Source organism: Proteus terrae subsp. cibarius (assembly GCF_011045835.1).
GTDB lineage: Bacteria > Pseudomonadota > Gammaproteobacteria > Enterobacterales > Enterobacteriaceae > Proteus > Proteus cibarius.
The window spans coordinates 1427331-1451366 of the sequence record NZ_CP047349.1; the positions used below are offsets into that span (position 1 = coordinate 1427331).

At 35.5% G+C, this 24036-nt stretch carries 22 protein-coding genes; 17 read left to right on the forward strand and 5 right to left on the reverse strand.

Annotated features, from left to right (window positions below; genetic code table 11):
* Positions 1-307 precede the first annotated feature (307 nt).
* Both GTH25_RS06625 and GTH25_RS06630 read left to right on the forward strand, forming a co-directional pair.
* The gene (locus GTH25_RS06625) at positions 308-619 is read left to right on the forward strand and encodes a YmdA family protein (protein WP_075673580.1); all 312 of its coding nucleotides are present in this window, start codon (positions 308-310) and stop codon (positions 617-619) included.
* 339 nt (positions 620-958) lie between these two features.
* Positions 959-1213: a YmdA family protein gene (locus GTH25_RS06630; protein WP_231133572.1), complete on the forward strand. Its 255-nt coding sequence runs from the start codon at positions 959-961 to the stop codon at positions 1211-1213.
* 141 nt (positions 1214-1354) lie between these two features.
* Here the strand turns inward: GTH25_RS06630 and yeiP are convergent, their stop codons facing one another.
* The 3 genes from yeiP to GTH25_RS06645 all read right to left on the reverse strand — a co-directional run bounded on the left by yeiP (position 1355) and on the right by GTH25_RS06645 (position 4037).
* On the reverse strand, positions 1355-1927 hold the full coding sequence (gene yeiP, locus GTH25_RS06635; protein WP_075673578.1) for an elongation factor P-like protein YeiP: 573 nt from the start codon (positions 1925-1927) through the stop codon (positions 1355-1357).
* Between the two features lie 161 nt (positions 1928-2088).
* Positions 2089-3330 carry a tryptophan permease gene (mtr, locus tag GTH25_RS06640; protein ID WP_075673577.1) on the reverse strand — a complete coding sequence of 414 codons (1242 nt, stop codon included), beginning with the start codon at positions 3328-3330 and terminating at the stop codon, positions 2089-2091.
* Positions 3331-3620: 290 nt separating this feature from the next.
* Positions 3621-4037, reverse strand: coding sequence for a nucleotide triphosphate diphosphatase NUDT15 (locus GTH25_RS06645; protein WP_075673576.1), 417 nt, complete (start codon positions 4035-4037; stop codon positions 3621-3623).
* A gap of 192 nt (positions 4038-4229) precedes the next feature.
* Here GTH25_RS06645 and fruK point away from each other — a divergent pair, with 192 nt between their 5' ends.
* The gene (fruK, locus tag GTH25_RS06650; RefSeq protein WP_075673575.1) at positions 4230-5168 is read left to right on the forward strand and encodes a 1-phosphofructokinase; all 939 of its coding nucleotides are present in this window, start codon (positions 4230-4232) and stop codon (positions 5166-5168) included.
* Positions 5169-5272: 104 nt separating this feature from the next.
* Here the strand turns inward: fruK and nfo are convergent, their stop codons facing one another.
* Together nfo and GTH25_RS06660 are read right to left on the reverse strand one after the other, a co-directional pair.
* Complete coding sequence (gene nfo, locus GTH25_RS06655; protein WP_109419039.1) at positions 5273-6115, reverse strand: deoxyribonuclease IV; 843 nt, start codon at positions 6113-6115, stop codon at positions 5273-5275.
* Between the two features lie 167 nt (positions 6116-6282).
* Complete coding sequence (locus tag GTH25_RS06660) at positions 6283-7377, reverse strand: YeiH family protein (RefSeq protein ID WP_164530197.1); 1095 nt, start codon at positions 7375-7377, stop codon at positions 6283-6285.
* 184 nt (positions 7378-7561) lie between these two features.
* Here GTH25_RS06660 and yieE point away from each other — a divergent pair, with 184 nt between their 5' ends.
* The 14 genes from yieE (at position 7562) to GTH25_RS06730 (ending at position 24016) form a co-directional block, all read left to right on the forward strand.
* A complete protein-coding gene (gene yieE / locus GTH25_RS06665; protein WP_075673572.1) occupies positions 7562-8455 on the forward strand; it encodes a DNA-binding transcriptional regulator YeiE in 894 nt (297 codons plus the stop codon).
* Between the two features lie 118 nt (positions 8456-8573).
* Positions 8574-10061 carry an amino acid permease gene (locus tag GTH25_RS06670; protein ID WP_023581400.1) on the forward strand — a complete coding sequence of 496 codons (1488 nt, stop codon included), beginning with the start codon at positions 8574-8576 and terminating at the stop codon, positions 10059-10061.
* A 569-nt stretch (positions 10062-10630) separates the two neighbouring features.
* The gene (locus GTH25_RS06675; RefSeq protein WP_408004137.1) at positions 10631-11638 is read left to right on the forward strand and encodes a FecCD family ABC transporter permease; all 1008 of its coding nucleotides are present in this window, start codon (positions 10631-10633) and stop codon (positions 11636-11638) included.
* Positions 11638-12420: an ABC transporter ATP-binding protein gene (locus tag GTH25_RS06680; protein WP_075673570.1), complete on the forward strand. Its 783-nt coding sequence runs from the start codon at positions 11638-11640 to the stop codon at positions 12418-12420. Before GTH25_RS06675 ends, GTH25_RS06680 begins: the two co-directional genes overlap by 1 nt.
* 171 nt (positions 12421-12591) lie before the next feature.
* Entirely contained in the window at positions 12592-14610 is a 2019-nt protein-coding gene (locus GTH25_RS06685; RefSeq protein ID WP_075673569.1) for a ligand-gated channel protein, read from the forward strand.
* Between the two features lie 768 nt (positions 14611-15378).
* Complete coding sequence (locus GTH25_RS19345) at positions 15379-15588, forward strand: hypothetical protein (protein WP_075673568.1); 210 nt, start codon at positions 15379-15381, stop codon at positions 15586-15588.
* The gene (locus GTH25_RS06695; protein ID WP_075673567.1) at positions 15578-16957 is read left to right on the forward strand and encodes an APC family permease; all 1380 of its coding nucleotides are present in this window, start codon (positions 15578-15580) and stop codon (positions 16955-16957) included. The genes GTH25_RS19345 and GTH25_RS06695 overlap by 11 nt, the downstream gene beginning before the upstream one ends.
* Positions 16958-17532: 575 nt before the next feature.
* Positions 17533-18084, forward strand: a complete 552-nt coding sequence (locus GTH25_RS06700; RefSeq protein WP_075674306.1) for a fimbrial protein — start codon at positions 17533-17535, stop codon at positions 18082-18084.
* A 58-nt stretch (positions 18085-18142) separates the two neighbouring features.
* Entirely contained in the window at positions 18143-18841 is a 699-nt protein-coding gene (locus GTH25_RS06705; RefSeq protein ID WP_099660740.1) for a fimbrial biogenesis chaperone, read from the forward strand.
* Positions 18819-19373 carry a fimbrial protein gene (locus tag GTH25_RS06710; protein ID WP_075674304.1) on the forward strand — a complete coding sequence of 185 codons (555 nt, stop codon included), beginning with the start codon at positions 18819-18821 and terminating at the stop codon, positions 19371-19373. Before GTH25_RS06705 ends, GTH25_RS06710 begins: the two co-directional genes overlap by 23 nt.
* Before the next feature lie 10 nt (positions 19374-19383).
* Positions 19384-19926, forward strand: a complete 543-nt coding sequence (locus GTH25_RS06715; protein ID WP_088493210.1) for a fimbrial protein — start codon at positions 19384-19386, stop codon at positions 19924-19926.
* Positions 19927-19934: 8 nt separating this feature from the next.
* Entirely contained in the window at positions 19935-20627 is a 693-nt protein-coding gene (locus GTH25_RS06720; RefSeq protein WP_164530436.1) for a fimbrial biogenesis chaperone, read from the forward strand.
* Positions 20628-20631: 4 nt separating this feature from the next.
* Positions 20632-21378 (forward strand): fimbrial biogenesis chaperone, encoded by a 747-nt coding sequence (locus tag GTH25_RS06725; RefSeq protein ID WP_075674301.1) that lies wholly within the window; start codon positions 20632-20634, stop codon positions 21376-21378.
* Positions 21379-21430: 52 nt separating this feature from the next.
* The gene (locus tag GTH25_RS06730; protein WP_223673692.1) at positions 21431-24016 is read left to right on the forward strand and encodes a fimbria/pilus outer membrane usher protein; all 2586 of its coding nucleotides are present in this window, start codon (positions 21431-21433) and stop codon (positions 24014-24016) included.
* Positions 24017-24036: the final 20 nt, after the last annotated feature.

The window sequence follows — 24036 nt, forward strand, 5'->3', positions numbered from 1 at the left end:
TTGTCACAAAGGTTCAAAATTTAATGATAGGACTATAGTCAAAATAAAAAAATATATCTTTGCAATTTATCGCTTAAGTGGATGTTATTTTTTTGTTTCTTTTTTGTTGCTCCTCGTTAATCTCTACTTAACCTAAATTTTAGGTATTTTTTTTCGATAGTCGTAATTTGAGTAATTTATAATTGTTTTCTATTCTTTAATTAAAGATAAAAGTTAAATAAAAAAAGTTACAGGCCGATATTAGTTATGTCTTTAATAACATATTGGCTTGTGACTCCTTACACTCCAATAACAAAGGAGATTCAAAATGAAAAAGATATATATTACAGCTATATGCTTATCTTTATTATTTAGCATTCCATCTTTTAGTAAAGAAAATAAAGTCATCGGCTCTGGAACTATCACTTTTGTTGGTGCAATTGTTGAAGGCAATTGTTTAATGGATGCGGATAAAAATACTTTTAAAACAAGCTGTTGGAATGGTAGTGAAATGCAAGAATCTCAATATCAGTTAGAAAAGAATAAGCACTTTAGCTCTAAACTGATTAACAATAAAGGTTCTATGAATATTAGATGGATAAATGATCATTTAGCTATAATGAATGTTGTTTATAACTAAATTTTCATTGTTAAATAATAAAAATTATAGAGTTAATTAAATTTTTTTTAATGCTTCTCTATAGTGTTATTTATTATTTTAAATATTTGGCTTAAGTTTTATCAACGTTGATTTCTTATTTATAAATATCGAGCGTTTATATTTGATAGACATCAAATATTCTTCTTATGTCTATATGAATGTCATATTTTATTGCTATGATGAAAATATGTCGGGTAGGTGTGATCCCCATACCTGCTAGCGCAAACAAGAAGTGAGGTCGTTATGAGAAAATATCTGACCGTAGTATGCAGTCTTCTCGTTTCCAGTTCGATATCATTGGCTTGGGCGTCTGATCCCATGCAAACAACAGGGCAGATTTATCTGCGGGGTGCGATTGTGGATCCTGCATGTGAAATGAATTACACATTTGATAAAGCTGAATATCAATGTTACAAACACAACAAAGTGTTTACATCTACTCAACCCATCATTCCAGCGTCTTTTGATAAATCCCAACAAACTATTATTTTGCCTCAAGATATGGGCAAGGCTGAGATCCGTTGGATGGATAATACCCAAAAGAATGGTGTTATTGACGTTCAGTATTTTTAAGGCATCTGTGGGGAAATAGAAGTAGGTAGTAAAGATAAACAAGTCAAATAATCGTTTGTCACATTGGGTTTCTTTACGATTATCTGACCTATTTAAAGCAACATTAGCTATGCGCTAATGAGTAGGGCTTTTGACTGTTGATTAGTCAGCACGGCCCATATAGCGACGTTCAGCAATATGAATGCGAATTTTATCGCCAGTAGAAAGATATTCAGGAACCTGAATAACTAACCCTGTTGGTAATGTCGCAGGTTTAGTACGAGCACTTGCAGATGCGCCTTTAATACCTGGAACAGTTTCAACAATTTCCATATCAACAGTTTGTGGCAGTTCTAATGCTAAAACTTGACCTTCCATTGTTAATACTTGCATTCCTGCTAAGCCTTCTTCAGGAATAAACAGTAATTCATCTTCAATTTGATCTTTTTTGAAGGTATACGGTGTGTAATCTTCATTATCCATAAAGATATACTCATCACCATCAATGTAAGAAAAGCTAACAGCGCGACGTGTTAAGCTGATGGTATCAATCATATCATCGCCTTTAAAACGCTCTTCTACTTTCTGGCCTGTACGGATATCCGTAAAACGCATTTTGTACAGCGTACTTGCGCCACGAGCACTTGGTGCTTGAATGTCGATATCTTTTACCAGTAATAATTTGTTGTTATAACTAACAGCCATACCACGTTTAATTTCATTGGCTTTTGCCATATAAAACCTTCCATTAAATAACATTGACGATAATGGCGACAAAATTACTCGCAGTGCAGAAACTTGGCAAGTTATTCGCACATTTTTTTATAAGATTTGATAAAAAAATAAAGCCAGCTCAAGTATGGGCTGGCTTTAGATATTAACTTTTAGAAAAGAAATTAACGGTAGATAGGAAGAAGATTAAAGTTCGCTAAAATATGTGCACTGGCATTGATAACACCAAATAAAATAACGAAACCAATCATAAACATACCACCGGGAGCTTTAAAGCTTTGACTTTGATTACGCTCGCGGCTTGCTTTTGCCATTAATGCAGGGATAATCGCAGCCCAAATCGTTGCTGCAAGTCCTGCAAAACCAATGGCATATAAGAAACCATCAGGAAAAATAATTGCTAAAATAGTCGGTGGTATAAATGTGACTAATGCAGATTTAAATCGACCACTTCCTGTATTTGAAAACTTAAAGAAGTCCGCTAAATAATCGAATAATCCTAATGACACGCCTAAGAATGAACTTGCTAATGCCATATAAGAAAACAAGTCTAATAACATTGATACAGTGGCATTGGCGGTTGTTGAGCGCATCTGTGCTAATAAGTTACCAATATTCCCACCATCAGCAATTACCTGCTTGAAACCTTCGCGAGGAATATTACCTTGTACAACAAACTGCCATAAAATATAAATCGCCAGTGAAATCAATGTGCCAATAAGCAAGCTTTTCATGACGGCTTTGCCATCTTTACGGTAATACGTTACTAAGCCCGGAATATTACCGTGATAACCAAACGAGGTTAGTAAATAAGGTAATGCTGCTAAAGCATAAGGTAAGTAACTCGCATTGCTTTCATTGGTATTAAATAACACAGGCATTTTTACTTCCGTAAATAAGCCACCAATGGCTAACACAAAGGCAATTACCATACCGCCAATTAAAATAGTGCTAAGCCTATCCACAGCACGTGTTGATAACCAAACAAAAAAAGCAACAATTAAGGCAAAGACTAAGCCGGCAATAGCTTGTGGTACGCTGATCATACCTGCAAAGTTTTGCACGATAATGGAACTGCCAGCAGAAATATAAGCGTAAGTTAAAATATAAAGAACAAAAGCAATCGATAGTCCATTAATTGTACTCCAGCCTTTTCCTAATAAGTCTTTGGTAATGGTATGAAAGCTTGATCCTAAAGGATAATGAAGGTTTACTTCTAAGATCATTAACCCAGACATAAATAAACAAAACCAGGTATAGATCAGAAGAAAAATAGAACCGGTAAACCAGACACCGGAAGTCACAATAGGAATGGAAAACATGCCTGCACCCACAGCGGTACCTGCAATGATCATTGCGCCACCAAGTACAGATGGGCGCTTTGTTATTGATGTGACTTCTGACATAAGATGTCCTTATAAAATTGACTCAATGTACTAGCTTGATGGTGTAAAGAATACACGTTTGCTATAAAGGTGTAAATAGAGGTTATTGTGCTTTATAAAAGAAAAAAGTGAGTAAAAATAATACAGTAGGAAAAGGTGGTTATATAAATCAATAGATTATTATGAGGATTATCAGAAATAATAAAGAAACACAGCGATAAATAAGTGAAAATTTACGCAGAAATAGATAATTCGAACATTATTCTGAACAAAAAAGATCCAGAATAATGAACGTGATAGGGTGTTTTTAATTAACCTTGATAAAACTGCTTACTTTTCCATAATGCAATAGAATTGCGACTAGCTTCGAAGTGTGGTTCAGGTAAATCATCTGGAGAACACCAGCGGATTTCAGAGCATTTATCTGGTTCCATCAATTTAGGCTCATCACCTTGGTGTTGTGCGATCATACAAATAGAGACTGTGTGTTTACCTTCTAACTGGTAAGTTTCTAGATTATTGCTGATACCAATCACTTGTGGCGCAGTGATCACAATCCCAATTTCTTCTTCTATTTCGCGAATAGCACATTGCTCAAAAGTTTCCCCTTCATCAACATGTCCACCAAAAATTGACCAATAAGGGGCATGTTTTCCACAACGTTTTCCTAATAACACGTCACCATTTTTATTAGTGATAATTACGCCAACACCGACTACGACTGACATTTAAGACTCCTTTTTTCTTTTTTATATAGTTATAGTTAATGTATGAAATAAGTCGTTTTTTACGGGAAATATTCTCCTTTGTGGAGGGAGCGAGTGCAAGGATAAAAAACCAAATTCACTGAATAAAAGGTTAATTGATGCTATATATAGCACCCTTAATATTCATAATAAAAATGATTGGGGAGTGAAGGCATGAGTCGCCGTGTCGCTACGATCACCTTAAACCCTGCTTATGATCTTGTTGGTGCTTGTCCAGCTATTGATGTAGGTGGTGTTAATTTAGTCCAAACTGCTGGGCTTAATCCTGCGGGTAAAGGCAATAATGTCGCAAAAGTCTTACGTGATTTGGGCATTGATATTACTGTTAGCGGGTTTATGGGACGTGAAAATCAAGAAGAATTTCAGCACTTCTTTAGTGAAAATGGGATGGCTAACCGTTTTTATCTTGTGTCAGGACGAACACGCATTAATGTGAAGTTAACCGAAGGAAAAGGGCAGGTCACTGACTTTAATTTTTCAGGATTCACCGTATCAGAGCAAGATTGGCAGCGTTTTGCAACGGATTCACTTAATTGGCTTGGGCATTTCGATATGGTTGTTGTCAGTGGAAGTTTACCGAATGGCGTTGATCCTGAAGCCTTTACTCAATGGATGATTAAACTAAGAAGATTATGTCCGTGCATCATTTTCGACAGTAGTCGTGATGCTTTAGTTGCAGGGCTAAAAGCAGCACCTTGGCTAATAAAACCTAATCATCGTGAATTAGAAGCGTGGGTAGGGCATTCACTAACTGAAATGGCAGATATTATTAAAGCCGCTCATCAACTACGCGATAAAGGCATAGCACATGTCGTTATTTCACTGGGTGAAAGAGGGGCTTTATGGGTAAATGCATCTGGTGCATGGCTGGCAAATCCACCACATTGTGATGTGATAAGTACCGTTGGTGCAGGGGATTCGATGGTTGCTGGATTAGTGTATGGTTTATTAATGAGTCAAACGAGTGAGCATACTTTGCGTCTTGCAACTGCGATTTCTGCGTTATCAGTCAGTCAGCCTGATGTTGGAATAAAAGACAGAAGTCAACTCGCTGAAATGATGGCTAAGATAGAGCTAACACCGATTAAATAAGATAATTTGCGGTTTATTACTATAATACAAAAACAGTATAAAACGAAAACTATAAAAAACGAAAATTGTATAAACCGCAAATTTTATTAATGCTGCTACTGTTTCTAGTGCTGTTGTGACTTTAGCCAAGCAATTTCGTCAGGCCAAATATCTGGATTAATGGTTTCTAAAATCAGCGGAATACCATCAAAACGCTTATCTTGCATAATATAGCTAAAAGGGACTTTACCAATATTCCCTTCACCTAAACTGTGGTGACGGTCTACTCGACTGGCTAATTCGCTTTTTGCATCATTAAGATGCATTGCTTTTAGGTATTGAAAACCAACTATCTTTTCAAATTCAGCAAATGTTTTTTCGCAATCTTCAATTGTTCTTAGATCATAACCAGCGGCAAAAGTGTGGCAAGTATCAATACAAACGCCTACACGAGATTTGTCTTCTACACCATCAATAATGGCGGCTAGATGTTCGAAACGATAACCTAAATTTGTACCTTGCCCTGCTGTATTTTCAATCACGGCAGTGACATTTTTAGTTTTTTCTAAAGTGATGTTAATTGATTGGGCTATTTTTTGTAGGCACTTATCAACATCAATCTTATTTAAATGGCTTCCTGGATGGAAATTAAGTAACTCAATACCCAGTTGTTCACAACGCTGCATTTCATCCAGAAATGCGTCTCTTGATTTTTCAAGAGCATCTTCTTCAGGGTGACCTAAATTAATGAGATAACTGTCATGGGGTAAAATTTGAGAAGGGGTATAACCATAAAGTTCACAGTTCTTTTTAAATTTATCAATGACTTCTGCGGATAATGGTGCCGCTTTCCACTGGCGCTGATTCTTAGTAAAAAGGGCAAACGCAGTAGCTTTTATTTCATGTGCGCGTAATACCGCCTGATCGACGCCACCAGCAGCACTGACATGTGCGCCAACAAATTTCATCATTTCTCTCCTTAGATTTATTTCACACCATGATAACAAACATACAGCGTATAACATCATATTGAGGTGATAAAAGCAAAAAAGCGCAACTAAAAATAGTTGCGCAATAATGAAAAGTACTTCTCAAGGCGAAATTTTAAGGGGGATTATTTATATCGATATTCTTATTAAGACATCAACACTGTTTGAATAAAGATATTAATTATCGCACCACCAAGGGTTAACCAGAAAAATAAGAATAAGGCTAATAATAATGGTTTGACGCCAGCTTGTCGGATAGCGCTAATATGCGTTGTTAAACCTAATGCTACCATCGCCATTGCTAAGAGAATGGTATCAATAATCACAATGTAACTAACAATAGACGCTGGAATTAAATTTAAAGAGTTAAAACCTGCCATTAAAATAAAGAATACGGCAAACCAAGGAATAGTAATTGGGCTTTTCTCCGTCGCTTGTACGCCATTGTTTGCCTTACTTTTTTTCTTACTTAAATAAGTTGAAAGAATAATTAAGAACGGTGCTAACATCATTACGCGGATCATTTTACTAATAACCGCAGCATTTTCAGCATCAGGGCTAATTGAGTGTCCCACAGCGACGACTTGAGCGACTTCGTGAATAGTTGAGCCGGAGAAAATACCAAAGGTTTCTTCTGTAAAGGGTAACCAGCCTGCAAATGCATTTAAATGATAGAACCAAGGGTAAAGGAAAATACCGATAGTTCCGAAAATTACAACAGTAGAAACCGCAACGGCAACTTGGCTTGCTTGTGCTTTAACAACAGGCTCTGTCGCCATAACAGCCGCCGCACCACAAATACTACTACCCGCACCAATCAAGATGACAGTTTGTTCATCTAAGCCGAAATATTTGCGGCCAATCCACATAGCGATAAGAAAAGTCGATGTCAGCATAATGGCATCTATAATTAAGCCTGTTGCACCTACATCTGCAATTTGCTGAAAAGTCAATCTAAAACCATACAAAATAATACCTGTACGTAATAAATAGTGTTTAGCGAATTTGACACCTTCGTCACTATACGGTTTTGCGACAGGATAAAAGGTATTACCTACAATAATACCGAATAGGATCGCCAGCGTTAATGCGCCTAAACCCATACTCGAAAACCAAGGAATATCACCAATATAAATAGCAAGCGCAGTTAATACGCCTGTTAGTAATAAACCAGGAAGCCAGCGATAGACTGGAGTGAAACATTTTTTCGCCAATGTAATAGGTTGACTTTGCTCTGACATAGAAAAACCTTGCTTATATGAATTTTGCATAAGCATATAACAATCAATCTTATTTATTAAACTCATTATTTTTATAATAATAACCAGTAAAATTAATATAGGTGTATTTTCTTAAATGTACTTGGTATGTTACTGGTTTGTGGATAGTATGTTATTACAATGACAGCTCAAAGGTGGAATGGATATGCGAATTACGTTGCGGCAACTGGAAGTCTTTACTGAAGTTCTCAAGAGTGGTTCTACAACGCAAGCATCACAACAGCTTGCTTTATCTCAATCTGCTGTCAGTGCTTCTTTAACTGATCTCGAAAGCCAACTCGGTGTGCAGCTTTTTGATAGAGTGGGAAAACGGCTTGTCACAAACGAACATGGACGATTACTTTATCCTAGAGCACTATCTTTACTCGAACGAGCAACGGAAGTTGAGCAATTATTCCAAGCTGGGAATGGTGCTTTGCGCATCGCTGCAAGTACAACAATAGGTAATTATATTCTTCCTCAAATGCTGGGGAATTTTCATCGTAATTATCCTGATATTCCGTTAGAAATGAGTATTGGAAATACCGAAGAAGTCGTTAAGTTAGTGAGCGAATTCCGTGTTGATTTAGGGCTAATTGAAGGCGCTTGTCAAAGTTCTGAACTGATTAGCCAGAAATGGCTTTTAGATGAAATGGTTATTTTTTGCTCTCCCGATCATCCGTTAGCTAAAGCATCAAAAGTGACTTTAACTGATTTACAGTCAGCTCCTTGGATTTTACGAGAAAATGGTTCAGGAACTCGAGATGTGCTTAACCATCTTCTATTTGCTTCTTTACCAGGTTATCGCATTGAAATGGAATTAGGTAACTCAGAAGCAATAAAACATGCCGTTATGTATGAAATGGGGATCAGCTGTTTATCTCGCCGAGTGATTGAAGAGCAGATTAATAATGGTTCATTAAAAGAGATAAAAGTAGAAGGGTTGGCATTACAACGTACCCTATATCTGGTTTATCATCGCCAAAAACATGTCTCTGATGCACTGAAAAAACTTCTGACATATTGTAATGCTGAACACTTAATCGGCAATTTTTCATAAATTGCTAATAATTGACGCCCGATCATGAAGGTATCTTATAATCCTAGATCCTTGCTATTCACGAACGACAGATTTGCTACAATCCTCGTTAGAAAAGTGAATATAAAAGTGGAATGTTATGTCAGAACAACAAAATAGTACTGCTGGTTCGGGCGCAGTACGCACTTTGCGCCGAGAGTTAAAAGCGCGACATTTAGCGATGATTGCTATTGGTGGTTCAATTGGTACAGGACTTTTTGTCGCATCTGGCGCAACTGTTGCTCAAGCAGGGCCGGGTGGGGCATTACTCTCTTATGCATTAATTGGACTAATGGTCTATTTTCTAATGACAAGCCTTGGGGAATTAGCCGCATTTATGCCTGTTTCCGGCTCATTCTCAACATACGGCTCTAAGTATGTAGAAGAAGGTTTTGGTTTCGCATTAGGCTGGAACTATTGGTATAACTGGGCAGTTACAATTGCTGTTGACCTTGTTGCTGCACAATTAGTGATGCTCTATTGGTTCCCTGATGTTGATGGTTGGATCTGGAGTGCTCTATTCCTTGGTGTTATTTTCTTACTCAACTATATCTCTGTAAAAGGGTTTGGTGAGGCAGAATATTGGTTCTCTTTGATCAAAGTTTCCACAGTAATTATCTTTATTATTGTGGGTATTGCGATGATCACTGGCATTATGAAAGGTGCCGAAAACGCAGGTTGGCACAATTGGGAAATTGGTGATGCACCTTTTGCAGGTGGATTTGCAGCCATGATTGGTGTTGCCATGATTGTTGGTTTCTCATTCCAAGGTACAGAATTGATTGGTATTGCGGCGGGTGAATCTAAAGATCCGGCTAAAAATATTCCCAAAGCTGTACGTAAAGTGTTCTGGCGCATCTTACTGTTTTATATCTTCGCGATTTTAATTATTAGCTTAATTATCCCTTACACTGATCCTAATTTACTGCGTAATGATGTAGGTGATATTAGCGTTAGTCCATTTACACTAGTCTTTAAAAATGCGGGATTATTATCTGCAGCAGCTATCATGAATGCAGTTATCTTAACGGCAGTACTTTCTGCTGGTAACTCAGGCATGTATGCATCAACGCGTATGCTGTTTACATTAGCAAGAGAAGGCAAAGCACCAAAATGCTTTGGTAAATTGTCTAAAAATGGTGTGCCACGCAATGCGCTTTATGCGACAACGGTTGTTGCTGGCCTATGTTTCCTAAGTTCAATGTACGGAAACCAAACTGTTTACTTGTGGTTATTGAATACCTCAGGAATGACTGGTTTTATTGCATGGTTAGGTATTGCGATTAGCCACTATCGTTTCCGTAAAGGTTATGTTGCACAAGGTCGTGATTTAAATGACTTACCTTATCGCTCCGGCTTCTTCCCAATTGGTCCTATTTTTGCCTTTATATTGTGTTTAATTATTACATTAGGTCAAAATTACCAAGCTTTCTTAGAAGATACGATTGATTGGTATGGTGCAATTGCAACCTATATTGGTATCCCATTATTCTTATTAATTTGGTTTACTTATAAGATTGTGAAGAAAACCCGCTTTATTCGTTATAACGAAATGGAATTTCCAACACATATTGCGAATAAAAAATAACCTATAAATCAAGCTATTAAAACGTCCGTTTTTGTGATTGTGATCACTATAAAACGGGCGTTTTTCTATTTTTTGACCTGTCAATTATAAAAAAACATACAAAAACTTTAATTATATCGGCAATCGCATTGATAATTATTATTATTTGCTTTATTGTTGGCGTACAATTTATTTGCTGAAAAATAAAATAATGGCGCTATTAGTTGTAAATAATATGCTTAATGTAATGAGTCTGATAATAATTAGTCCTTCTAGTGCTCAATACAGCCAACCAACAGCTCATCGCCATATAATAAATTACATAGCGAATATAATTCACCGTATAATAATTTGGCGACTCACTTCTTTGTTGAATAAATTGTCTCAAATTAATAATTGGCTTTTTGTACATAAAAAACAGTTGATGGGTTGTACGGTATGTTTTTGCTTACTTAATGGGTTGGTAAGAACAGAACAACGTAGAAAAAAAACTAGGTACAACAATTGATATGAGCATTATGTCAGAGAGACTCACCACACAAGAGCATGAAAAAAATACATCAGATAATGTGAAAGCCCATTATCGAAAAATGATGAATAAACGCATGCTATGGTTGGGAGTTATCATTTTAATTATTTGTGGTTCAGTGGTGTTAGATTTCACTATGGGGCCTTCTGGTTTATCACTTGATAAATTATTAACAACCCTTTTTCAACCTGAGCTTGTTGATGCGGGTTCTCGAGTGATTGTATGGGATATCCGCTTACCTTATGCCTTAATGGCGGTTGTGGTAGGGATGTCGCTAGGATTAGCGGGTGCAGAAATGCAAACGATCCTAAATAATCCGTTAGCAAGCCCATTTACATTGGGTTTATCAAATGCAGCTTCATTTGGTGCTGCATTGGCGATTGTTTTAGGTATTGGTATTTCCGGTATTCCTGACCAATGGTTTATTTCGGCGAATGCGTTTTTCTTTGCATTATTATCAGCCTTATTATTAGACGGAATAACTCGCTGGACACGTGTTCCAACATCGGGTGTTGTGCTGTTTGGTATAGCTATGGTGTTTACCTTCAATGCATTAGTCTCCATGATGCAATTTATTGCAACAGAAGATACTCTCCAAGGTCTAGTATTCTGGACTATGGGAAGTTTAGCGCGGGCAACATGGGTAAAACTCGGTATTATGGCTGGCGCATTTGCGGTCATTATGGTGATTTCATGGATGAGCTCATGGAAATTGACTGCATTGCGATTAGGTGAAGATAGAGCGATTAGCTTTGGTATTGATGTAAAGCGTTTAAGATTAGGTTCATTATTGCGTATTAGTATTTTAACCGCGCTTGCAGTTGCCTTTGTTGGGCCCATTGCCTTTATTGGTTTGGTTGCACCTCATATTGCTCGCATGATGTTTGGTGAAGATCATCGATTCTATTTACCAGCAAGTGCATTAATAGGTGCTTTAGTTTTATCATTGGCATCAATTGCTTCTAAAAATTTAATACCGGGTGTCATTATTCCTGTGGGTATCGTGACATCGCTGGTGGGCGTGCCATTTTTCCTCAGTATGATTTTACGTCATAGGGGGAATATCTAATGATGGAAGGATTAAAGATCCAAGATTTTAGTACTGGATATGCTAAACATCTTATCATTAAGACGCTGGATGTAGAGCCATTACCAAAAGGAAAGGTCACTGTATTATTGGGGCCAAATGGTAGCGGAAAATCAACCTTACTAAGGGCGTTGGCGGGATTAAATAAATCATCAGGTATTGTCAGTTTAGATGGCAACGATCTTGCGTCGATGAATTTTGCACAACGTGCGCAAAATGTAGTCTATTTGCCACAAACATTGCCGGCGGGTGTTCATTTACATGTTTTAGAATCCATTATAGTGGCGCAGCGAGCTTCAGGTGGATTACATAATGAACATAGTGAAGCTCAGGTAATGCACTTATTACGTCAATTAGGTATCGAGCATTTAGCATTACGTTATTTAGATGAATTATCGGGTGGTCAAAAACAATTAGTTGGGCTTGCTCAATCATTAATTAGACAACCTTCTTTATTATTATTGGATGAGCCATTAAGCGCATTAGATCTTAATTACCAATACCATGTAATGGATTTAGTCGCTAAAGAAACGCATCGTAGAAATATTATTACTGTTGTTGTTGTTCACGATATTAATATCGCCTTACGACATGGCGAACATATATTAATGTTAAAACAAGGGCAATTAATTGCACAAGGCGCGCCAGATAAGGTTATCACAGCACAAAGCCTTGCTGATGTTTATGGTGTTCAAGGTAGATTGGAATATTGTTCACAAGGAATACCTCAAATTATTATTGATGGTTTAGTGGATAAAATATAGAGAAGTAAAAGAGAAAAGAAGTAAATATAGGGATGCAGTAAATAGGGATATAAAAATAATATTAAAATAACCAAGGGTAATTAAATTTATTTATTACCCTAATTTCTGAGCAATTGTCGATCTGTCCATCTATATAAAACTGAGAGAATATATATTCTTGGAGAATCGGGAATGGTAGTGTTAAATAAAAATAAAATCGCGCTTGGCGTTATTGCAGCTATTGCATCAAGTTTTGTTATGACTGCATCCGCAGAAAATGTAGAAAAACTGCTTGTTACAACAGCGGCTGGGTTTAAACAAACGGTTGAAGATGCCCCAGCATCGGTTTCTGTTGTTACACGTGAACAACTAGAAACTAAATCTTACCGTGATGTCACCGATGCACTAAAAGATGTACCAGGTGTATTAGTGACGGGGGGAGGTAGTAGCTCTGATATCAGTATTCGTGGTATGGATGCAAAATATACCATGATCCTTGTTGATGGTAAGCGTATTGCCTCGCGTGAAACGCGCCCTAATAGTGATAACTCTGGTATTGAACAAGGTTGGTTACCACCTTTACCTGCGATTGAGCGTATTGAAGTTGTACGTGGCCCAATGTCTTCTTTATATGGTTCAGATGCAATGGGTGGGGTTATCAATATTATTACCCGTAAAGCGCAAAAAGAGTGGAACTTTAGTCTACGTGCAGACAGTACTATTACAGAGCGTAAAGATTCAGGTAATACTAATCAAGGGAGTTTTTATGCTGGTGGTCCATTAATTGATAATGTACTTGGTTTAAAAATTCAAGGGCAATATTCTCATCGTAGTGAAGACAAAATTGTGAATGGCTATAACCGTCAAATCACAGCAACGGGTGGTGGTACTTTAAGTTGGACACCAGATGAACAAAACACGATTGATTTTGAATTTAAAAAAGATAACCAACATCGTGATTCTCGCGTTTGGCATTCAAAATCAGGGTTACCTAGTCGAGGAAAAGCACCGGAAAGCAGCTTTACTGATTATGAGCTAACCCATTATGCGTTAACTCATGATGGTGTTTATGATTTTGGTACGATGAATACGTATGTTCAGCGTGATGAGAGCCGTAACCCATCTCGTAAGATGGATTATGACGACACAACAGTGCGTAATCAAACCGTCTTTATGTTAGGTGACCATACATTAAGTGTGGGAGCACAATATCGTTATGAAGAGCTAAAAGACGAAGGTAATAAAATTAAAGGTGGTAACAAGCTAGATCGTTATAGTTGGGCGTTATTTGCTGAAGATGAGTGGGCAATGACTAACGATTTCGCCTTAACGGGTGGCTTACGTATGGATAAAGATGAGAACTTTGGTACTCACTGGACTCCTAGAGTATACGGTGTATGGCATCTTGCTGATGAGTGGACATTAAAAGGTGGCGTATCTACTGGTTATCGTTCACCGGATCTACGCCAAGCAACGGCATCATGGGGTCAAGGTACGGGTGGCGGTAATTATGATGCTGTTATTTACGGTAACCCAAGTTTGAAACCTGAAAAATCAGTCACTGAAGAAATTTCAATTATCTGGGATAACCGTGAAAATCTGACGGCAAGTTTAGGTCTTTTTAATACCGACTTTAAAGATAAGATTATGGAAGAACGCCGTTGTGACAGCCGTACAAATAAAGACGGTTCTAAAATGACGGATCTTCGTGACTGTACATTAGCAGACGGTGTTGGCAATAATGGGAAACCTTATGACTTTGTTAGTGATAGAACTAACGTAGATAAAGCGAATATGCGTGGTATTGAGGCGACCTTTAACTGGACAATATCACCAGAGTGGAATTTAGCGGCTAACTATACCTTTACGGATACTGAACAAAAAAGCGGTGATTTCAAAGGTAAACCACTGAATAAACAGCCTCGTCATATGGCTAATGCAACCTTAAACTGGGAAACAACGCCAGAAATGGAAACGTGGGCACGTATTAACTTCCGTGGTAAAACCTCTGATTACTTATCACGTACTTCTATGTCACATGGCACGCCTTCTTATGCGTTTGTTGATATTGGTACCAGCTACAGTTTAACCAAGCAACTAAATGTTATTGGTGGTGTTTATAACGTGTTAGATCGCCGTATTGACCAAGAACATTTTAATACTACTTTAGAAGGTCGTCGTTACAATATTGGTTTGAACTATAACTTCTAATTTTTCACCCTCAGTTTGTGTCACTAAGACTCCACTTGTGGAGTCTTTTTTTATCATTCATTTCTTTTTATTTGTTCAAAATTAGTACTGGAAAATTTAAATATTGAGGTTTATATTTAGCTCAATAATTCATCTTATTCATCGTTTTATTCTGAGTATTAGATTGTTATTTCTACTTAGTATCTACCGTTTTTTTCTTAATTTATTCTCTTACTTTTTATTTATATAAAATAGGCTGTTAAAAAATAGACATTTTTTATTAAAAGTCTACTTTTGAGGGTAAAAAGAAGTGTGAGTTAACAATTCTTTAGCATTAATCTTATTAATGCATTTTAAATGCTTTATTTTGATGATCTATTGATGATGTAAATTTTGTTGTAAGGTTTAATTCTTATTTATCAATGTATTACGTTTTTATCCCCTTCGAAGTAGTAAAGACTTTCGAAATATTTAAAGCTTAATGATTGTGATAAAAGCACAATTATTGTTAATTAAATGTGGCGTCATATGTTGACTTAGTTTGCGAATTGAAAAGATCGTAAAAAAAGAGGGCTTTTTGATGAAAATGTATTGCTATTTAAGTCTGAGACGTGCAAAATGCGCCCACTAAAAATATGACTGATGCGTTTAAAGTGCATCGGTTTTTTTTTGCATTTTTACTTATTACTACACCAAGAGGTCAGATTCATTTGAGTCTGAATAGATAACATAATTTGATTAGCAGCCAGCCCCTTAGAGAAAGGGTTGTCATGATAGAGGAATGCTAATATGGTACATTTATTCTCTTTCGCAGTTGGGCCTAACGGCACTGCGGGCAATGATGACTACGGAGCACGGCGTCTCCTAAACACATACACATCCTTAAAAACTTCATTCTATTCTGTTTATAGGCAGATGCGAAGTCTTCCCAGTAACTGTCGGTTGAGTTTATCTAATACTCAAACCGAGGTTATGGGAGGGTTCGCTAATGTCAGATAACGTCATCTCCTCTATCGGCACTAACCAAACTGGTGCTAACAATCGAGTTCAACTACGTAAAACCTTGACGCTAATGCAGGTAGTCATGATGGGGCTTGCTTTTTTACAGCCTATGACTATTTTCGATACATTTGGTATCGTTTCTGGCATTACCAATGGTCACGTAGCAACATCGTATGCGATTGCATTGATTGCAATTTTATTTACAGCTGTAAGCTATGGAAAATTAGTTAAGCGTTTTCCTTCAGCTGGCTCTGCGTATACTTATGCTCAAAAATCCATGAGTCCTTATGTTGGCTTTATGGTGGGTTGGTCATCTTTACTCGACTATTTATTTATGCCAATGATCAATATCTTATTGGCGAAAATCTATTTGCAAGCAATATTCCCGGGCGTTGAACCGTGGATTTTTGTATTTGGTTTAGTGGCTTTAATGACGTTCTTTAACCTACGTGGTATTAACGTTGTTGCTAACTTAAATACAGCAATTGTTATTGTACAAGTTGCAGTAATGGTTGTGTTTGTTGGATTACTTATTCACGGTGTATATAACGGAGAAGGTGCAGGGGAGTTATGGACCTTTAGACCGTTTGCGTCTGTTGATGCTGAAGTTATACCTATGATAACCGGAGCGACAATACTCTGTTTCTCATTCTTAGGTTTTGACGGTATCAGTACATTATCAGAAGAGACACCAAATGCAGGTAAAGTTATCCCTAAAGCGATTTTCTTAACTGCGCTGATTGGTGGGATTATCTTTATTGCTGTTTCTTACTTTTTACAATTGTATTTCCCAGATATTTCACGATTCAAGAATCCAGAAGAGTCACAACCTGAAATAATGCTGTATGTTGCTGGTGCTTTATTCCAGTCTATTATTTTAGTGTTCTCATGTGTGACTGTATTAGCATCAGGTATGGCGGCTCACGCAGGTGTTGCGCGTTTACTTTATGTTATGGGTCGCGATGGTGTATTCCCGGAGAAGACATTTGGTTACGTACATCCTAAATGGCGCACTCCTGCATTTAACGTGCTATTAGTGGGTTTCTTAGCCTTAGGTGCTGTGTTCTTTGACTTAGTGACTGCTACGGCATTAATTAACTTTGGTGCGTTAGTTGCGTTTACTTTCGTGAATCTGTCTGTTATTTCACAGTTCTATATTCGCGAGCGTCGTAATAAAGGATTAATGGATCATATTAATTACCTGATATTACCTATCATTGGTGCCGCTACAATGGGTGTCTTGTGGATAAACCTTGAACCAGGTTCTATGGAATTAGGTCTTATCTGGGGTGCAATTGGTATACTTTATATGGTGTGGATCACGCGTCGGTTCCGTCGACCAATGCCACAGATGCCAGAAAAGTAATATTCTAAGAATTGTCATTATGATAAATAAAATGGCCTCAGCAATGAGGCCATTTTTTTGTATTGAATAAACAGTATTAGAATCAAACAGGATAATAAATAACCAGCTGATTGATTTATATACAATAAAATTAAGGGTATTTACTCATTCAAATAAAAAAGTTAAAAATAATTTTATATGGGGCCTGGGGTTTTTCTTAAGTATTTATAATTAGGTTAATTTACTTGTTTAAGTTAAATTAAATAATTTTTTATATTAGTTTGAATATATCTATATATATGAAAAACAAACTTTATATATTCAAAATATATTTTTTTACTTTTTAAGTATTATATTGATGCTCAATTAAAGATTAGTCAAATATCCTAAAAATAAAGAAAATACTTTATAAATAAAGTGTTTTAAATAATTATCATTATGCAATTTAAACTTACTCTATGAGTAAATTTTGATTGTTGTGCTACTCTTTAATTAGGATTAGAAAATATATTTTCTTAATTCACATCTAATTAAGATGATTAAGGGAATAATACTAATTCCAATAGGCGATTTATTTAAAAACGAAAGGTAACAATATGTCTTTAATTAAGAAAGTTGCTCCGTTTATCGTGTTGTCTGGATTTATGGTTGCAGGTAATGCTTTTGCTGCGACACAGGGTACAACGGTGTCATTCGAAGCATTAATTCGTGCCGCAAGTTGTGATGTTTCTTCAACAACAGAAGGTTCTAGAATTGATTGGGGAACCTTCACAAGTGATGAAGTGACTGGCAAAAACGTCGGTGATCAATTAGGAGATAACAAGACGTTTAATTTAGAGCTTTCTAATTGTACAGCAGCATTAGCAGCTGATGGAACAATCAATCTTTATGCTCGTGGTAATAAATCAAACTTTGATTCTGAAATGTTTGCTAACGCAACAGCAGCTTCTTTAGCTGTAAAATTGCTAGCAACAGCAAGTAATACTTTAGTTAAACCAAATGTTGAAACAGGTCTGACATTAGGACAAGAGATCATTAAAGACGGCACTGGTCGTATTCCGATGACAGCTGGTTTGTATTTAACAAATGGTGCAGTAACTAGTGATGAATTAAAAGTACCAGTTACTTTTACTGTTGCTTATAACTAATATTACTTAATTTTTAGAGGCTCTATTAAATATAGCCTCTCATTAAAGAAGAAATATAATGATTAAAATTACAAACAGAATAAGAAAAATTTTTGTTATTTTACTAATGATTATATCTCCACTCGCTTATTCCAAAGGTGTGGGTTTAAACGCTACACGTATTATTTATCCTGAAGGTGAGAATAGTGTAGGTGTTATCGTTCGTAATGAAGAACCAAAAGTAAATTATTTGGTACAAGCCTATATTTCCTCTGATGAAAATCCAGTTGTATTTCAAGTCACTCCACCTCTTTTCAGAATTAATAGTTTATCAAGGCATGAAGTAAAAATTTATGCCATGAGCAATTCTTTACCGAAAGATAGAGAAAGTATTTTTTACTTTCATGCAAAGATGATCCCTGGACAAAACAATAATTCTGACACAGCGGGTCTAAGTGTAGGATTTGATAATGTCATAAAGCTTTTCTACCGACCTAAAAACTTACCGATGACATCAGAGGATGCGCAAAAGAAATTAAAATTCAGTGTGGAAGGGAAACAATTAAAGGTAGTCAATAATTCCCCTTATTACATCAATTTTGCTGGGTTCTCTGTCAATAATATAAAGCTAGATGTTAGTTTGGCTAATAACAATGCCATGATCGCACCTTATAGTTCGATAAAATATGCCTTACCTACAGGTGTAAATAAAGGAAGTGTTCAATGGCGTACAATAGATGATTTAGGTGGATTTAATGAACATAAAGCCACATTTTAAACTAATTGTATTGGGAGCATTATTAAGTTGTATCTCATTTTATGGGTATAGCGCTGTTGATGACTCTGCGGTTGTCATCGTAAAAGGTTCAGTAACAAAAGGTACATGTGCTTTTACTTTATCAGACCAAACGGTGAAATTTTCTCAATCAACATTAATGCAAAATGTTGATGAAATAGGTGTAAAAGAAGAAAACAAAATACCTTTTTCTGTTAACTATCTTTGTCAAGATTATGTTGATGAAACACCTGATATGGAAGTTGTTATAAAAGCGGGTTCAGGAACACAAATTGCAAATAACAAAATATCACCGGTGAATAATCCAACTAATGCGAGTTTTGCTCTATATGACTGTCAAGGTGATCATTGTTCTTTAGTTAATTTTAATTCTGGAACAAGTTCTGTTTATATTACAACGGGAAATGGTAATAAAAATAAAGATTTTGAAGTGGAGCTCGTTAAGAAAGATAGTTCAGCGGTTAATCCCGGTACGCTAAAAGCAATATTAGCATTAACACTTATACAACCTTGAGAAAGTAAATATGAACATATTTCTATTGAAAAGGAGTTTGTTAAGTTTATTTATTACACCAGCACTCTTTATTAGTTTTAGTGCTCAAAGTATTGAATTTGACTTTAAAGTAACCATTGATAAACAGACCTGCAAGCTCTCAGTTTCAGGAACAAGTAACAATGAAGTTAATTTTGGTAGTATTCAATCGAATAAAATTAAAAATAATCTTATAGAACCTATCCCGATAAAGGTATTACTGAGTGACTGTAAAACGAATGACTTTTTTGATACCTATGTGACGATGAAGGCAAAAAGCACTTTAAATACGATTACTTTTAATGATGATCTCAATAAAAGTTTTGGTATCAGAGTATCAAGCAAAAATAATGTTGCTCAATCTAATACTAATACGGATTTTTTTAAATCTGAAGATACGGTTTGGAATAACATAAGTATAGATAAATTAGAAAAAACACTTTATACCTATGTCAAATGCAAAGACCCTACAGTTTGTGATCCTGAAACTGGAGAGTTTTCGGCAACGTTAACTTTTTCGTATATCGTTGATTAAGATATTATATGAATAATTTTATTATAAAAATTTCCATGTTTTTAATATTAGCTTTTAGTTATTTTAATGCTAACGCTCAAGGGGTTAGTTTAGGAAAAACACGTGTTATTTTTTCTGAAGGTAGTTCAAGTGAAAGTGTATATATTTCTAATGATGATAATCAACCTTATTTAATACAAGCTGGCGTTACTGAAAAAATTGATGGAAATTTGTCATCTAATTTTATTGTTACTCCTCCTGTGTTTCGTTTAGAGAATAGGAGCGTATCATCTTTACGTATTTTATTAAAAGATACTCAAGATTTACCCAATGACAAAGAGTCACTCTTTTATTTGAATACAAAAATTATCCCCTCTACTAAACGACCTGATGAAAGTGAATCACAGGAATCAAAACTAGTATTAATAACTAATTTTGTGATTAAAGTAATTTATCGACCTGAAAATATAGCAAGACCTTCAGAACAAGATTACAAAAAAATCTTTATTAAAAAAAACGAAGGAAAGTGGTTTTTAGATAACCCAACACCGTATTATATGACATTAACATCAATTAAAGTTAATAATGAAAAATATAATAAAACTCTCTTGTTAGCACCTTATAGCAAAGCTGAGTTGGTAGAAGTATCAATAAAAGAAGCTAGTTGGCATGTAATTAACGACTATGGTGAATTATCAAAAGAATTAAAATATAAGGACTAATGAAATGAACGTTTTAAATAGTCGTATTTTTTCTATTGCTGCTTTGATATTAGGTTTTTTTTATTGCCAATTAGCATGGTCTGCTAATAATGCATTTGAATTTTCATTACAAAGAATGACATATAATGAAGGTAGTAAAAGCATTTCTATCGGTTTAAGAAATAATGAAAAAAAAGCGTATCTCGTTCAAGCGAGTATGAGATGGTTAGATGAATCTACGGGGTTACAATTAATTGATAAAAAAGAGAACCCTCCTTTTATTTTAACTCCATTATTACAAAAAATAGAGCCTGAAGAATACTATGAGTGGGTAATTAAGTTTACTGGCTCAGAAAGTGCATTACCAACAGATAGAGAGAGTGTTTATATTTCTCAATTTCGATTAATACCATCTACATCTGAAGAAACTCCAAATGTGCAGATGAATTTTATTAGAGCATTAAACTTTAAAGTATATTACCGGCCAAAATCTCTTGAAGGTATAAAAATAAAAGATGCAGAAAAAAAATTATCATTATCAATTGATGGTAATAAGATAATTGCTAAAAATGATTCACCTATTTATTTGGCTTTTAACACAATAAAAATAAATGGAAAAGAGATAGAGCTGCAAGAGTTATCGAAAAATGTACCTCCATTTGGTACACAAGAATACTTATTTTTTAATAAAAAAAATGTTACATCTATTCATTGGCAAGTATTAGATGAGTTTATGTTCCCATTAGATGAAAAAATGAAAACAGTAAATTAATAAATTTATAAAAATATATGTTTTTATAAAGCTAAAGGTTAAGAGTGTAAAAATGAATAAATCAATGGCAATGTTTAGATACAGTTTTTTTACATCACTTATTTTGTTCTCATTTAATTCTTTTGCAGAGGATTATTTTGATCCCGCATTACTTGATGGGCAATTAGGTGCATCTGCAAATGAAATTGATTTAAGCCAATTTTCACAAAAAGATGCGTTACCTGAAGGTAAAATATCTTTATTAGTTTATGTCAATAGTAATAATAATGGTGAGTTCATTATTAATTTGGTAAAAGGGCCTAATAATAAAGTGGTGCCTGAAATAACCCGAGAGTTATTAGATGAATTAGGTGTTAATACTAAAGTGATACCTAAGTTAAATATGTTAAAGAGTGATCAGGTTATTTATGATATTAATGAATATATTCCTGATGCATTAATAAAAGTAAATTTAGCAGAATTAAAACTAATCACTAGTTTTCCTCAAATTGTTATGTCCAATGATGCTGTTGGCTATATTGATCCCGCCTCTTTTGATAGTGGTGTTTCTGCCATGTTTATCAATTATATGTTTAGTGGAGGGCATTCTTCTAACGATAGCCATTTTGATAAAGTTAATAATAATGGGAAACAAAAAAATGATAATTTCTTTGCTCAACTAAGAGCTGGTTTTAATCTTTATGATTGGCGTTTACGTTCGACAATGACACAGACGTATACCCGAAATTCAAATAATGTAGAGACTCAAAGTAATAATAGTAATAAATTTTCTAATACATATCTTTCTCGTAATCTTTATTCTTTACGATCGGAATTTATTATTGGTGAAACTACAACCGGAAATGATGTCTTTGATAGTATACCAATGAAAGGTATGCGTTTAGTTTCTAACGAACAGATGTTGCCAGCGAGTCAACAAGGTTTTGCTCCAGATGTGAGTGGGATTGCTCAATCTAATGCGCAAATTACTATCCGACAAAATGGGAATGTCATTTATCAAACTTATGTTGCACCCGGCGCATTTAAAATAACCGATCTTTACGCGAGTGGTTCAGGAGGGAACTTGGATGTCACAGTGAAAGAAGAAGATGGTTCAGAAAGGACATTTACAGTTGCTTTTTCATCATTACCCGTCATGTTAAGACCGGGTGGTTGGAAATATGAAATTAGTACTGGGCGATTTGATGGTGGCACAACGGTTGGTTCTAAAAAAGCAGATTTTCTGCTTGCTAGTGGTATTTATGGTTTACCTCATGATGTCACTCTTTATGGTGGGTTATTAGGTGCGAAAGATTATTATGCTATTTCTTCTGGGATAGGAATTTCATTAGGTAATTGGGGGGCTCTGTCTACAGATATCACACATGCTCATGCTGACTTTAATACAATAGGCTCCCAAAATGGGCAATCTTATCGATTCCGCTATTCTAAGAATATGACCACGACAGGAACCTCTGTTGACTTAACTGCATTACGTTTTTCAACTAAAGATTATTACGATTTTAATCAATTTAATACTGAAGATTATCGGTTAAAAGATGGTACTTCACCGTGGTTAGGTGAACGAGAAAAAAGTCGTTTTACAACGTCATTATCACAATCATTAGGTCAGTACGGTAGTATTTATTTATCTGGTAGCCGTTATAATTATTGGGAACAAGATAAGAATGTTACTCAACTTACGACAGGATATAATGGCAATATTCGTGGTATTAACTTTGGCGTTAATTACAGTATTGATAGAATAAAATCAGATGATAGCTGGCCTGAAAATAGGCAAATTAGTTTTAATGTGAGCGTTCCATTTAGTGTGTTTAGTAATTCGCCTGCGCTCAGCAATTTTAATAGTACTTACATGATAAACCATGATAATAATGGAAGAACTAACCAGCAAGTCGGATTATCTGGTAGTGCATTTGATAACTCCTTATCTTATGGTATTTCTCAATCTTGGGCTAACCAAGGCCAATCTAATAATGGCTCAGTATATGCTAATTATTCAGGTAACTACGGTACATCCTCTCTAAATTATAATTATTCAAGTGACTACTATAATGTTAATGGTAGCATGAATGGTGGTTTGCTTTTACATTCAGGTGGTTTATTGCTAGGTAGAAGTATGGGCAATAGTATGGCCATTGTTGAAGCGCCTGGAGCAAAAGGTACTGAATTAAGTTCAGGAAATGGTGCGATTAATGGACAGGGATATGCGTTATCACCGTATCTTACAGAATATCGCCAAAACACAATTGCATTAAATGTAAATACATTGCCTGATAATACGACTCTACAATCCACATCTCAAAATGTAGTTCCGACAAAAGGCGCTATTGTTAAGGTTACCTTTAAAACAAAGATTGGTTTCCAGGCTATTTTAAATCTTTCTCAGAATAAAAGTGTTATCCCATTTGGCGCTATTGCTACGTTAATTGATGCTGATAATCCTAATGATTTGAATACAGGTATTGTTGGTGAAAATGGCCAGCTTTATATGAGTGGGCTTCCTGATAATGGCAAGTTGTTAGTGAAATGGGGTAATAAAAATCAGCAAAGTTGCAACGTTTCATATAGTGGCTTAAGTAATATTGAAGTCAATAGCAAGCAACCAATAAGAATTTTATCTCTTTCTTGCCAATAAAAAATAATCCTTATTTTATA